We start from the raw sequence: 13,823 nt of genomic DNA, 5'->3' as shown, positions 1-13,823 counted from the left end.
AACGTCGAGGAGCCTGAAGTTTTGTTTTGATTACTGAAGCATTCTGATCTCTGCTGCACTTTATGGATATACTCAATGTCCATGAGCAGGCCGAAGATTTATTTTTGAGAGAACGTTATGCTGGATCAAGTTGTCATTCGAAATTTAACCGTCTTTAAGCAGGCAGAGATCTCGTTTTCTCCGGGGCTTAATGTGATCGTCGGTGAAAATGGTAGCGGTAAATCTCATCTGTTAAAGGCAATTTATGCCCTGATTGCCACCAGTGCTCAGGAAGGATTAAAAGCTCAGGGAGACTTGCCCACTAAGGCTGTATTACAGAAAGCTTTTGCTGACAAGCTGATTGGAGTGTTACGTCCTGAGTCATTAGGCCGGATTGTACGTCGCAAACAGGGGCGTGATCGTTGCGAAGTTGAGCTGTGCTTCCAGGACTCATCTCTTAATACAAAAGTGAGCTGGGCCACTAACAGTAAATCAGATGTGCAGATTGAACAGTTGCCAGTCCAGTGGCAAGAGAAATCGCCGGTATTTTTACCCACCCGAGAAGTGCTCAGCCAGTATCACTGGTTACCCCAGTTATACCGAACGGCCCATGTGGATATTGAGGAAAATATTGTTGATCTCTGTGATTTACTGGGAGCATTAGCGCTTAAAGGCCCCAGGGAGAAAGGCATTGCACAATTGGTCGCTCCACTTGAGGCGGCGATGGGCGGAAAAGTCCTGTTGGATCAGAATGGTCGTTTTTACCTGAATATTCCGGGGTCTGGCAAAATGGAGATTTCTCTGGTGGCTGAAGGTTTGCGTAAACTGGCTATGGTGGCGCGCCTTATTAGTACAGGCTCTTTATTGGATAAAGGGTATCTGTTCTGGGATGAACCGGAAGCCAATCTGAATCCGAAGCTGATCAGGCTGGTTGCTACTCTTCTGATGGATTTAAGCCATCATGGCATTCAGGTCATTGTGGCCAGCCATAGCTTTTTCTTGCTGAAAGAGCTGGACCTTTTGAGCAGACAAAAAGATCAGGCGATTCACTACATCGGTTTATCTGAAGGCGAAGAGGGGGCTACTGTTCAGCAGGTCGGAACGTTAGCGGAACTGGATAACCTGATCAAAGTAGATGCAGATATCAAGTAGTAAGGCATCCTAGATGCTAGATTTATTGAAGTATATCTTGAAAACTACCGCAAGCTTATGTTTCCACTATCGAGAACTTCGCACTATCTAGTTATGGATAGGTCTCTCATATTCTGATATAAATGATGTGGGGCTGCCTTCTATATCTCTCAACTTTTGTACCAGTTGCAGCTTGTAAATGGTTTACAAGGGTTGTCAGTGACTAGCACTGTCGCAGAAATGCGGAGAATTCTGATATGAGACCGAAAGTGGTTAAAGTTAGAAAATATAGACGCTTTCGCCTAGGACGCTGGGAAGATGTTTGTCAACATCTTCGTTCGCTACCTAGACGATAGATGAATAAAGGCGGCTCCACTTTATTGTTTTACCTCTTCCTTTAAACCCATCATATTGTTGTAGTGACCTAAGAAACCTGTTTCTTGAAATATTTGTTTGAACTTTTCAATGTATTGGCTTGTGTTGATTGTATTTGTGTTTATTAAATTTATTGAATCTGAGTGGGATTCTCTGTTTATATATATAAATAATGGCTTAAATTCTGACTCTGAATCACCTAAATTATCTAATATGTTTCTTAGTTCTTCCTTTTTGTGAACAAAGTTAAAGTAGTGCTCTAATATGTTTCTCATTGCGTTAGGTAACATTTGAGAGTAAGACGAGTCGACGGAGCAATCTTTTATAATTTGCCAATACATTTGATAATCATTTTGCAACTCATTTCTTTCCATTGGGTTTATTTTACTAAAATCTGATTTTGATACTCTATATAGCTTATATCCTTTTGGACATTTGTTTGATGAATTCTTCAGCATTAATAATTCGTGGAAGAAGAATAAGTTATGAGTCAGAAGAAATACTTGTTTGAAATTTGAGTTGAACACGTTGTGGTGTATTATTGAAGCTATGTCGTATATATAATTATGTGATAGACTAGAGATTGGATCATCTATAACGATGATTCTATTTTCAATGATGGCAGGGTGTGTATCACTTTTCGATCCAGAAATATATTCGATAAAGTATAAGAAAGAAATTAAAGTCTTCTCACCTTCGCTAAGTGTTTTGTATATGTTTGTCTCGTTTTCATTGGTTCTTATTATTTTGTATCTTTGATTGTCGCTAGATGCCTTTTTAATTTGAAAGCTATTGATGCCCAAGCCTATTAGTCGTTGATTTATGTTGTTTATAGAATGTTCAATATTAGTTATTTTTTTTTGGTTTTCACTAATGATTCTTGACTGCTGATCTTTTTCTTCTTCTAATAAATATTTCTCTTTGGTAAGAGCATCTGACTCTTCTTTAAATTTCTTTATTTTCTGATCTGAATGATCCATTGATTCAGTATATTTGATATTTAATAGAATCCAAAAATCTGATTGTATTCTATTAAGGTGTTGGTCTGCGTTTTTGATTTTATTGTTGAATAAATCTATTTTATTGTTTGTCTTTGAAATAGCATTTTCTAAATCTGATAGTAAAGAGGTTGTATCTACTAGTTTTATAGGTATACTGGGGTTGATTAATTTGTTTTTTATTTTTTCAAGGTTTTTTGATAGTCCTCCAAGAAGCAAGTTAGCTTTATCTTGAAGATTATGTGTATCAATATTTTCTGGAATAGTCAGTGTTAAGTTTAATAACCTAGATTTCAGATTGTCTGTTTCTTTCTCATATTTGATTTTTAATGATTGTATTAGAGAGATTTTTTTTTCATATGTATCATCGAAAAGCTGTTTAACCGCATTATATATCGCTGTATCTATGGTTTGTTGACAAAATGGGCATGGATTATTTGGTGCCATATAAGCCATACCTGACTTTACCCAATCAGAGTTTCCTAAGTTTTTAATAAGATCTGATAAATAAGAGTCCTGTGATCCCAATATTATCTCAGATAGGATAGAGAAATCTTTATCTTCTCCCATATTGATATTTAATTGAGATATATTTTCTATAGTATTGTTGTTGCTGTTTAATAACTCTCTTGCTTCAGCTGTTAATGTCTCAAAGTTTTTTTTTGTAACCCCGGAGCTTGATTTAACTTTGTCAAGAAATTTTGATTTATTATTGCGATAGTTGTTTAAGCAGAAATCTAAATCTGTATTTTCATGAGTTGATTTTGCAGACCATACTATATCTTTTATATTTTTTTCTTCTGCTGATTTTTTATTGCTGATATCGTTGAGTTTGTTAATTGTTTGGTTTTTTTTATCATTGATTTCTATGATTTTTTCTTTTGCAGATTCAATGGCTTTTTCTGCTTCTTGATTTTCTTTGCTTAGAGTGAATATGCCATTTAAATGATCTGTTGTGTAAAAATTTTCTCTTATGAATTCTTGGTTGTATACAATGATTTCATCTTCATTTTGTATGTGCTCTATTTTGCATTTTTTATATTCAGGTAGACTAGGAGCTTGTAATAGTTTGCCTATGGTTGATTTTCCTGAACCATTTAGACCATAAAAGAGATTTATTTTATTGCCATCTATTTTAATTTTAGTAGGTTTTTCTGGTGAATAGCTAGTAACTTCTTGGAGTGTAATTGAATTTATCAAGTTCTTGTCCTGTATGGTTTTGATTATATTGTGTTTCTGTAAATTTAAATGTTGTAGAGTTTATTGTCTATAGCGACAATTGTTGTCTTGCGTTGGACTGCCCATAGCCTTATAAGCAATAAGATGGAGGGCTGCTATTATCGAAAATTACTGAATGTATCGATCTAATATGAGGTAGTGTTATATTTTAAATCAAGATGTTAAAGTTTTTATATGTGGTTTTTCGAATTAAATTTTTCCTGTGTATATTTCTCACTACACTTCTCCAGCGCCATATCCACAAAGTCCCGAATACCCTGTACATTACTGCGGGATCTCAGCCAGCAGATATGCTCGGTGGTTTCGTTCGGTTTTTCTTTAATTGGCACCTGTGCAAGACCTTCATCTTTGGGCACATCTTCTACAAAGGCAAAACCAATACCTAAGCCCAGGTGTACGGCATGACAGGTTTCAAAGCGGCCATCCAGACAGATATTCGGTTCCGGGAAGTGGCCTTTGCTGGCAAAAGCCTGGTCGACAAAATCCTGAGTGATCGCGCCTTTTGTGGTGAAGATCAACGGGTGTCTGATCAGTTCGTCTACGCTGACGGCATCCAGCTTCGCGATGGAGTGTTCAACAGGCACAATGGCGACTAGTTTATGGGTATGAAATGAGAGTTTAGACAGTTCCGGGTTGCCGTCTTCTACCGGGAACATACCAATATCGACTTCTCTGGCCAGTAGCATGGCTTTGCATTCTTCCGTTGTACCGTTGACGACTTTTACGTTCGCATCAGGGTACAGTTTTCGAAATTCTACCGTCAGGGGCAAAAACAGCAGAGGGGATGAAGTCGCTACCTGAATATCCCGATTGCGGGCGGTCAGGTCGTCGTTGGCCAGCTGGTGAATCAGGGTTTCCAGGTCCTGGTATTGCTGAGTGATTTTATACAGCCGTTTGCCGAGGTCCGTCAGTTTTATCCCGCCGTGGTTGCGTTCCATAATCTGAGTATCAAAACGACCTTCCAGCTTTTGCATTTGAGCGGTAATCGCAGGCTGACTGACGCCCAATGACTGAGCGGCACGACTGAAATTGCCCTGTTCAACGACGGCATTAAAGGCCCGGATCTCGGCCATTGTAATATCCACTGCTTTTTTCTCTCTCTGGTTTTTGAAGAAAAACCTCTGAAAACCGCATGTTACCAGGCTTTGGCGGCACGGGTTAAAGCGTGTCCTGTTTTTTCTTCAGGTTATAGGTATAACTTGTATTTATATTTTCAGACGAATGTTTAATTTTCATTTAAACATTATGTCATCTTTCTCACGGACACTAAGCGTCATCGAGTTACCGGTCAGGAGGGTTCATATGAACCTTCCGGATAACAATAAATTTTTCCGTGCTTTAACTTAATAACGCTAAGTGAGAGTGATGATGAGAGCGCCCCGCAAAACCCTTATGGCAACTCTGGTTGCTTCTGCTCTGCTGTCTGGTCAGGCGGCTTATGCTGCAAGTTGTGCGACAGTGGCTAATAGCCAGGGTCTGAAAACGGTATTTCCTCAGCAGCTGGAGCTGAGCAGTCTGGAAAAGCAGACTGGTTCTGAGCTGATGTTCAAAGAAAACCCGATGTTTGCCGCTGATGTTAAAGCGGGTAAGCTGCCTCCGGTTGATCAGCGTCTGCCAGAAGAGCCGCTGGTGATCCTGCCTTACGAAGAGTGTGGTCAGTACGGCGGCACGATTAAAGGTATGTCCATCGCTTATGAATCCGGTACGTCTGAAGTGCTGGCCTGGCGTCAGGTTCAGCTGGTGCGTATGTCAGATGATCTGCAGACCATCAAGCCGATGATTGCTAAGAGCTGGCAGTGGAACGAAGATTTCACCGAGATCACTTTCACTCTGCGTAAAGGTCTGAAATGGTCTGATGGCGATGATTTCACTGCAGAAGATGTCGCCTTCTGGATGAACGATATCGTTAATAACAAGCAGCTGCACAAGAATACACCCAACCCATGGAGCGTGGGGGTGGCTGCGACGGTCATTAACGACGAGAAAGTACGCTTCAATTTTGATAAGCCATATCCGGCAATGCTGACTTATCTGACCGGTTTTGGTTCTTACTATACGGCGTTTGCTCCGGCCCACTTCTTCAAGCCGATGCATCCGAAATACAACAAAAACGCTGATAAAGAGGCAAAAGCTGCCGGTTATGATAACTGGGTCGCTCGTTTTGATGCGTACTGGGATAAGTGGATGGACTCTCCGATGGCGTCGCCAATCGGTGTAGAGCTGCCAACTATGGAAGCGCATATTATGGATACGGCCCCGACAACTGAGCGCCGTACCTTCCGTGCTAACCCTTACTATTTTGCTGTCGATTCCAGCGGTCAGCAGCTGCCATATATTGATAAGGTGCTGGAGCGCTTTATTGATAAGAAGCTGTTCCCTCTGGAGATCATGAACGGCAACGTAGACCAGAAATCTCAGTCGATGGATCTGGCCGCTTACCCGACACTGAAAGAGAACGAGAAGAAGGGTAACTACGAAGTTCGCCTGCCACCGGGTGATTTTGGTCCGACTATCATCTTTAACCAGACCCACAAAGATCCGGTACTGCGCGAAATTTATTCTGATCTGCGCTTCCGCAAAGCCATGTCTCTGGCGATGGACCGTGACGAGATTAACGAGCTGCTGTACCTGGGCCTGGGTCAGCCATGGCAGGCCAGCCCTGTGGGTGTTGAGTGGCAGGAAGACTGGTACGACGAGTATTTCACTGATTTCGATACCGATCAGGCCAATGCCCTGCTGGACGAAATGGGTCTGAAGATGGGACCGGATGGTGTTCGTCTGCGTCCTGATGGTAAGCCGCTGCGCATTCTGTGGGAATACACTCTGCAGTACACCAAGAACGAGAAGTTCCCGGTGATGGTAGCGGATATGTGGAAAGCAGTGGGTGTTGACGTAATCCTGAAAGAGATTACGACTCAGCTGCTGCGTGAGAAGTCCACCGCCAATAATCTGGATATCAACATGGACTGGGCCGCCGGTGGTGAGGTGTTCCGTCCTTCTATCGCGTCTAATTTCTCTTACTGGATGCCTCCGTACTCTGATTTCTCTCCACAGACCGGTGTGCCATGGCGCGACTGGCTTGTAACGGAAGGGAAAGAAGGTTCTGAACCACCGGCCTGGGCAAAACGTCAGTGGGAAATTGGCCAGAAGATGCCAACTCTGATGCCGGGTTCTGATCAGTGGATCAATCTGGGTAAAGAGGGTACTGAGCTGTTAGTGAAGAACCTGGTGGTGATTGGCACTGTCGGTGGCGTACCTCTGCCAAATACTGTTCATAACCGCATGGGCAATGTGCCGAAGTGGAAAGTGAATACCTGGGCGTTTGGTTATTCACACCCAAGCCGTCCTGATCAGTGGTTTATCAAACAGTAATAAACCCTGAACACTAATCGGACATCACCCGTCAGTACTTTGTAACAGTGGCGGGCGGGTGATGAAAGATGTCGTCTGTAACGGCTCATACTGTCTTTTCTGTTGCCTGAATAAACCTTTTTTTATTGCAGGGTGCACTTTCGAACAGAAACGGCAGCCAGAGCCTTAGCCCGACTGGGCAAGCCAGCAGATCTGAGCCGGTCTGCTGGTGTTTTTATTTTATCTGACCGGGTGTTGCGTGATCGGCTTGTTAAGCCGTTTACATCAGTGAGCGAAGACTCACAGTCAGCCCCGAACCGTGATAAGAACCTGTGAGATATTCCTATGATTCAAATGATCATAAAGCGAATGGTATCGGCACTGGCGATGCTGACGGTGCTCTCTATGATCGCTTTTGTGCTGATTCAGCTGCCACCGGGTGACTACGCCGATGCTTATGCCGGTAAGAAAAGCCAGGGTGGTGCGGTAATGACCGCCGAGCAGATTGAAGAGATTCGCGATAAATTAGGTCTTAATGAACCCCTGTATATTCAGTACATCAACTGGGCCAGTGATTTTGTGCAGGGTGATTTTGGTTACTCCTGGGAGTATCACCGTCCTGTGATTGATGTGGTGGCCGAGCGCATGCCCGTCACACTGACGCTGGTCTTTATGACCCTGGTGTTTACTTACTTTATCGCAGTGCCTATGGGGATCTATTGCGCTCTGCGGCAGTATTCCATCGGTGATCATGCGATCTCACTGTTAGGTTATATCGGGCTGGCGATCCCGAATTTTATGTTCGCTCTGATTCTCTTATATCTCAGTTCTGTGTTCTGGGGAACGTCAGCCGGTGGTCTGTTCTCACCTGTGATGCAGGATGCGCCCTGGAGCTGGGAAAAATTCAAAGACATGATGGCTCATATCTGGGTGCCGGTGGTGGTGCTGGGAACGGCAGGCACTGCATTCCAGATTCGTACCATGCGTGCCACCCTGCTGGATGAGCTGAACAAGATGTATGTCACTGCTGCCAGAGCCACGGGTATGGATGAGCGCAAAGTGATTATGAAGTATCCGGTGCGTATGGCGCTCAATCCTGTGGTCTCCACACTGGGCTGGGAGCTGACCAATATTATCTCCGGTGCGCCCATTGTGGGTGTGGTGATGTCCCTGCCGGATATGGGGCCGCTGTTTCTGAACTCCCTGCTGAACCAGGATATGTATCTGGCTGGTGCGCTGGTGATGGTGTACTGCATTCTGGTGATTCTGGGCACTCTGATCTCTGACCTGCTGCTGATGCTGCTGGACCCGAGAATTCGTATGGGCGCAATGAAAGCCTGACCTGTTCGAGAAACCGATAAGCACAGTATTGATCCGTCAGGATTCAAGCAGAATCAGATAGTACCCGGAGAGCAGAACCATGAGTTCAACGCAGACACCTCAGACACACGTTATGACAACGGCAGACGCTTCTGCTGTTGCAGCACCGCCTGCGGCTGGCAGTGCCGACACAAGTGCCAATACAAGCAGCGCCTCAAATACAAACAGCATCTCAAATACAGGCGGTCTGTCGAATACAAGCAGACTGTCAAATCCAAACAACAGTGTAAAGCCAGAAGGCCAGGTACGTCGTTATGATCTGGCATCTCACTGGCAGCTGATGTGGTGGAAATTCCGCAAACATAAAATGGCCATGACCGGACTGATTATTCTGGCACTGATGCTGGTCAGTTCATTGTTGGCTGAATTCCTGTCGCCTTATGATCCGCTGAAGCGTAACAGCCGTTATGCGGAAGGTGCGCCGATGGGTATTCACTTTTTTGATGAAGCGGGTGATTTCCATCTGCGTCCCTTTGTTTATGCCCGCAGCCTGAAACGTGATCCGGTTACCCTGAAGCGTAGCGCTGTGGTGGATACCAGCAAACGCTGGCCGATTCACTTCTTTGTGAAGGGACAGAAGTACACCATGCTGGGGCTGATCGAGTCCGATATTCATCTGTTTGGTGTAGTGAATGAGAAGGGAAAAGCCAGCAAGAAAGCCTTTATTCACCTGTTAGGTACTGATGAGCTGGGCCGGGATATGTTCTCTCGTATTCTGCACTCTTCCCGTGTTTCATTGTCGGTGGGTTTTATCGGTGTGAGTGTCGCCTTTGTACTGGGCATGTTGCTGGGTGGTGCTGCCGGTTATCTGGGCGGCTGGGTGGATGAAGCCATTATGCGCATGGTGGAGTTTATCCGGGCGGTTCCAACCCTGCCGTTATGGCTGGCGCTGGCAGCCGCTCTGCCCCGTGAGTGGAGCGCATTGCAGGTTTATATTGCGATTACTTTCCTGCTGGCGATTATCGGCTGGACCCATCTGGCCCGTCGGGTCAGGGGGCGCTTACTGTCTCTGCGGGAAGAAGATTTTGTGATGGCGGCTCGTCTGGCCGGGTGTAGTCACAGCCGCATTATCGCCCGTCATATGCTGCCGTCATTTATGAGTTACCTGATTGTTGATCTGACGATCTCTTTCCCTTACATCATCATGGCGGAGACTTCGCTGAGCTTTCTGGGGCTGGGACTGCGGGAGCCGATTATCAGCTGGGGTGTACTGCTGAACTCGGCACAGAATATCCAGACGCTGGCACAGATGCCCTGGTTATTACTGCCAGGTGCCGTGGTAGTGATTGCGGTACTGGCGTTTAACTTTGTGGGTGACGGTCTGCGTGATGCCGCTGACCCTTATACCAGATAACCCGTAAGCCTGATGAGCGAATAGAGATCAAACATTATGAATCAGAATGAACTGTTACGGGTAGAAGAGCTGCATATCAGTTTGCAGATGGATAAGGGATCGCTACCTGTTGTAAATGGCATTAGTTTTGGACTGAAAAAAGGCCAGATTCTGGCCCTGGTGGGAGAATCCGGCTGTGGCAAAAGTGTGACCTCGCTGTCGCTGATGCGCCTGCTGGGTAAAGGTCTGGAGATCAGTGGCGGGCAGATTCTGTTCCGCCACCCCGAATCTGGTGATGTTACCGATATTGCCGCGCTGGGCTCTAATGATAAGGCGATGCGCAAGCTTCGTGGTGATCAGATCGCTATGATCTTCCAGGAGCCGATGAGTTCGTTTTCACCGCTGCATACTATTGGTGAGCAGATTATGGAAGTGGTGCGCCTGCACCGCAAAGTAAGCAAACTGGATGCTCGTAAACGGGCCATTGAACTGCTGGATAAGGTGGGTATTGCTGATCCTGCACAAGCGGTCGACCGTTATCCCCATGAGTTTTCCGGTGGTCAGCGCCAGCGCGCCATGATCGCTCGTGCTCTGGCCTGTGATCCTTCGGTACTGGTGGCCGATGAGCCGACCACGGCACTGGATGTAACCATTCAGGCGCAGATTCTGAAATTGCTGAAAGATCTGCAGCAAGAGATGGGTATGGCGATTATCTTTATTACCCACGATCTGGGCCTGGTGGCGCAGATGGCCGATGAAGTAGCCATTATGTATATGGGCAATGTGGTGGAGCATGGCGCGACACGGGCGATCTTTAAACAGCCCCAGCACCCTTACACTAAGCGTCTGCTGCAGGCGATTCCTCGCCTGGGCGTGATCCAGGACAAGCTGCAATCCATTGAAGGCAGTGTACCGAATCTGTTTGAGCGTCCTGTGGGTTGTGCCTTTAATACCCGTTGTACTGAACAGCAAAGGGATGCCTGCCAGCAGCGACTACCGGCTTTGCGTGCCATTGAGCCGCTTGGTTTAGTCGCACAGCAGGGGACTGCCGCAGTGGTTTCTAATGATGTAGGTGTGGTGAATAGTAGTGATGTGATTCACAGCGTAGCTTGTCATCTGATTCACACGGAGGCTGTGGCATGAGCAATCTAAATGCTTCGAGCACAATTAAGCAAAATAAGGCTTCTATTCAGTCTGAAGAGACAGGGCAGACTGAAGCACGGCTAAAACAGCAGCCGGAGAATGATCATCTGCTGGAGATCCGCAATCTGGAAGTGGCTTTCCCGTTGAGCAAAAAGGGCATGTTCAGGGATAACCGTCGCTGGTTACGGGCGGTGGATAATGTCAGCCTGAATATAAAACGGGGTGAAACTCTGGGCCTGGTCGGGGAGTCCGGTTCCGGTAAAACCACGCTGGGTCGTGCGGTGCTGCGTTTGGTGGAACCAACGGGCGGCGAAGTGATTTATCGCACGGGTAAGCCAAATCCATCAGCTAAGAATAGTAGTGGTATTGATGACACGAAAGAGATCGACCTAAGAACAGTTCCTATGCCAGAGATGCGCAATTTCTGGCGTCAGATGCAGATGATCTTTCAGGACCCTTATGCCTCGTTGAACCCACGTATGACGGTGCGGGATATTATCGCCGAACCTCTGATTGTAAACGGCCTGGCGAAAGGCAGTGACCTGAATGACAAGGTGATGGAGATTGCCAATATCTGTGGTCTGAATACCGCCTGGCTAAGTCGCTATCCCCATGCCTTTTCCGGTGGGCAGCGTCAGCGTATCGCCATTGCCCGTGCCCTGGTAATGCAGCCTGAGTTTATTGTTTGTGATGAGCCGATTTCGGCACTGGATGTGTCTATTCAGGCACAGATTCTTAATCTGCTAAAAGAGCTGCAGCAGAGTCTGAAGCTGACCTATCTGTTTATTGCTCACGATCTGGCTGCGGTGGCTTATGCTGCTGATCGTGTTGCGGTGATGTATGTCGGGCAGTTGATGGAAGTAGCTCCGACAGAGTCTCTGTACTATCAGCCACGTCATCCTTATACCGAAGCCCTGATGTCTGCGATTCCGAATCCTGACCCGGATTGTGAGATGGCTCCGGTTCTGCTGGAAGGTGAACGTCCAGATCCGGCCAGCCCTCCTCCGGGCTGTCGGTTCTCAACCCGTTGTCCTTATGCAGTGGACCGGTGCAAACAATCGGTGCCTGAACTGCAGCCGGTGGCACAGGATCACTATGTGGCTTGTCATCGGGTGAATGAGCTGACGCTGAAAGGGGCTCTGGAGCTGGCAGGCTGAGTACTAAACGCCGGTTGTCCCAAAGACACTGTCAGCACATTTAATAAAGACAATATATCCAATTTACTGTACCTCCTGTGGAACGCCGTTTCATGGGTTGGGCTGGCTTTGCCCGGATTCAGTGGTATCCGGGTGCCTGGAGACGAAAAAGAAGAACACTATGAATAACAAAGTTGTTTTTATCCTGATAGATGGTCTGAACTTCGAAGTGGCTGAAAAAGAGCTGGGTTATATGGAAAGCCTGACTCAGGCCGGGCTGGCTAAGCGCTGGAAAATGCAGTGCGAATTACCCAGCAACAGCCGTCCGTTGTATGAAACCGTGCATACCGGTCTGGCACCTTATGAGCACGGTATTCTGACCAACGATCATGTGTTTCTGAGTCGCTGCGAGAGTATTTTCTCTGTATGTCGTCAGCATCAGCGCACCACGGCAGCGGCAGCATATAGCTGGTTTTCTGAGATGTATAACAACCCGGTCTGGGACATTGTTGAGCACAGCGAGCAGAGCGATGAGAGTCAGCTGATTCAGTACGGTCGTTTTTATGAATTTGATGATTACCCGGATCAGCATCTGTTTGCTGATGCTGAGCGTCTGATCCGCCGCCATCAGCCGGATTATCTGCTGGTACATCCCATGGGGTGCGATTTTTTCGGCCACCTGTTTGGCGGTGATTCTGGCCAGTACGCCCGCAAAGCCAGTCGTATGGATCAGCTGTTAAGTCACTATGTGCCGGTATGGCGCGAGCTGGGCTATCAGGTAGTGGTGTCTGCTGATCATGGTATGGATGCTTATAAAAGTCATGGCGGCACCCGTCCTGAAGTTCAGGAGATCCCTTTTTATCTGCTAGTGGATGGTGTTGATGGGGGATATGCCGAAGAGATAGCTGACCAGAAAGCCGTGGCGCCCACACTGCTTAAATTACTGGAGCTGCCAGTACCTGAAGTAATGAAAACGGCGGCTTTGATCTGACCCTGTCAGACAGAAAGGATAAATAACCCGGCAGATAACCCAACAGCCTCCTGCAGAATAATAAAAACGGGCCGGTTTAATTGGGTTTGGTTTCGGATACGTAAGTGGAATAAAGCACGATGAACTTAGCAATCTTTGACCTGGACGATACCCTGATTAATGGTGACTGCGCCTCTCTGTGGTGCTGTTATCTGATGAAGCAGGGCATTCTGGATAAGACGTATCTGGAAAAAGAAGCTCATCTGATGACTCTGTATGCTCAGGGCTTACTGGATATGCAGGATTATATGCAGCTGTTTCTGGAGCCTTTGCGCAATAAAACCACTAAAGAAGTCTCTATGCTGACAGAGGATTTTATCCGACAGGATATTATGCACCGGGTGCGTCCAGAGGCGACAAAGTGTATTAATAAGCATCAGGCTGAAGGTAATGATGTGCTGGTGATTTCAGCCTCTGCTGATTTTCTGGTACGCCCAATAGCTGCTTTGATGGGGATTCATAATGTGATTGGTATTCAGTGCCATACCTATAAAGGGCGTTATTCTGGCCAGACTGAAGGTGTGCTGAGTTTCAGAGAAGGCAAAATCACCCGATTAATGCAGTGGCTAAGCGGCTTGAAACAGATGCCGGAGCGTTGTCTGTTTTATTCGGATTCTGCCAATGACCTGCCCTTGCTTGAGTGGGCTGACGAAGCCTTTGCCGTGTCCCCGGAAGCGCGGCTGGCTTCTATTGCCCAGGAGCGTCAGTGGCCGGTGCTGAGCTGGTGA

Annotated in this window: 10 protein-coding genes; 8 read left to right on the top strand and 2 right to left on the bottom strand. The window is 46.5% G+C overall.

The window, feature by feature from the left end; all coding sequences use genetic code 11:
- The first annotated feature begins 117 nt into the window (after positions 1–117).
- Complete coding sequence (locus H4O21_RS00405) at positions 118–1,131, top strand: AAA family ATPase (RefSeq protein WP_182806838.1); 1,014 nt, start codon at positions 118–120, stop codon at positions 1,129–1,131.
- A 356-nt stretch (positions 1,132–1,487) separates the two neighbouring features.
- Here H4O21_RS00405 and H4O21_RS00400 read toward each other — a convergent pair whose 3' ends face one another.
- Together H4O21_RS00400 and H4O21_RS00395 are read right to left on the bottom strand one after the other, a co-directional pair.
- Positions 1,488–3,683, bottom strand: a complete 2,196-nt coding sequence (locus H4O21_RS00400; protein WP_182806837.1) for an AAA family ATPase — start codon at positions 3,681–3,683, stop codon at positions 1,488–1,490.
- A gap of 209 nt (positions 3,684–3,892) precedes the next feature.
- Positions 3,893–4,807: a LysR family transcriptional regulator gene (locus H4O21_RS00395; protein WP_182806836.1), complete on the bottom strand. Its 915-nt coding sequence runs from the start codon at positions 4,805–4,807 to the stop codon at positions 3,893–3,895.
- A gap of 307 nt (positions 4,808–5,114) precedes the next feature.
- Here H4O21_RS00395 and H4O21_RS00390 point away from each other — a divergent pair, with 307 nt between their 5' ends.
- The 7 genes from H4O21_RS00390 (at position 5,115) to H4O21_RS00360 (ending at position 13,823) form a co-directional block, all read left to right on the top strand.
- Positions 5,115–7,094, top strand: a complete 1,980-nt coding sequence (locus H4O21_RS00390; RefSeq protein WP_182806835.1) for an ABC transporter substrate-binding protein — start codon at positions 5,115–5,117, stop codon at positions 7,092–7,094.
- A 324-nt stretch (positions 7,095–7,418) separates the two neighbouring features.
- On the top strand, positions 7,419–8,414 hold the full coding sequence (locus tag H4O21_RS00385) for an ABC transporter permease (RefSeq protein ID WP_182806834.1): 996 nt from the start codon (positions 7,419–7,421) through the stop codon (positions 8,412–8,414).
- A 79-nt stretch (positions 8,415–8,493) separates the two neighbouring features.
- Entirely contained in the window at positions 8,494–9,807 is a 1,314-nt protein-coding gene (locus H4O21_RS00380) for an ABC transporter permease (protein ID WP_220495448.1), read from the top strand.
- A gap of 36 nt (positions 9,808–9,843) precedes the next feature.
- Positions 9,844–10,929, top strand: a complete 1,086-nt coding sequence (locus H4O21_RS00375) for an ABC transporter ATP-binding protein (RefSeq protein ID WP_182806833.1) — start codon at positions 9,844–9,846, stop codon at positions 10,927–10,929.
- A complete protein-coding gene (locus H4O21_RS00370) occupies positions 10,926–12,086 on the top strand; it encodes an ABC transporter ATP-binding protein (protein ID WP_305082216.1) in 1,161 nt (386 codons plus the stop codon). Before H4O21_RS00375 ends, H4O21_RS00370 begins: the two co-directional genes overlap by 4 nt.
- A 160-nt stretch (positions 12,087–12,246) precedes the next feature.
- Positions 12,247–13,056, top strand: coding sequence for an alkaline phosphatase family protein (locus tag H4O21_RS00365; protein ID WP_182806832.1), 810 nt, complete (start codon positions 12,247–12,249; stop codon positions 13,054–13,056).
- Between the two features lie 119 nt (positions 13,057–13,175).
- On the top strand, positions 13,176–13,823 hold the full coding sequence (locus H4O21_RS00360; RefSeq protein WP_182806831.1) for an HAD family hydrolase: 648 nt from the start codon (positions 13,176–13,178) through the stop codon (positions 13,821–13,823).

Source organism: Oceanospirillum sediminis (assembly GCF_014164585.1).
Taxonomy (GTDB): domain Bacteria; phylum Pseudomonadota; class Gammaproteobacteria; order Pseudomonadales; family Halomonadaceae; genus Oceanospirillum; species Oceanospirillum sediminis.
Note: the sequence above shows the minus strand (reverse complement) of the source record. Positions and strands in the feature narration are given on the sequence as shown.

What these genes read in the sequence shown, in the direction of transcription:
- H4O21_RS00405 (WP_182806838.1), top strand. Translation starts at nt 118, where the DNA reads ATGCTGGATCAAGTTGTCATTCGAAATTTAACCGTCTTTAAGCAGGCA.
- H4O21_RS00365 (WP_182806832.1), top strand. Translation starts at nt 12,247, where the DNA reads ATGAATAACAAAGTTGTTTTTATCCTGATAGATGGTCTGAACTTCGAA.
- H4O21_RS00380 (WP_220495448.1), top strand. Translation starts at nt 8,494, where the DNA reads ATGAGTTCAACGCAGACACCTCAGACACACGTTATGACAACGGCAGAC.
- H4O21_RS00370 (WP_305082216.1), top strand. Translation starts at nt 10,926, where the DNA reads ATGAGCAATCTAAATGCTTCGAGCACAATTAAGCAAAATAAGGCTTCT.
- H4O21_RS00385 (WP_182806834.1), top strand. Translation starts at nt 7,419, where the DNA reads ATGATTCAAATGATCATAAAGCGAATGGTATCGGCACTGGCGATGCTG.
- H4O21_RS00390 (WP_182806835.1), top strand. Translation starts at nt 5,115, where the DNA reads ATGGCAACTCTGGTTGCTTCTGCTCTGCTGTCTGGTCAGGCGGCTTAT.
- H4O21_RS00360 (WP_182806831.1), top strand. Translation starts at nt 13,176, where the DNA reads ATGAACTTAGCAATCTTTGACCTGGACGATACCCTGATTAATGGTGAC.
- H4O21_RS00375 (WP_182806833.1), top strand. Translation starts at nt 9,844, where the DNA reads ATGAATCAGAATGAACTGTTACGGGTAGAAGAGCTGCATATCAGTTTG.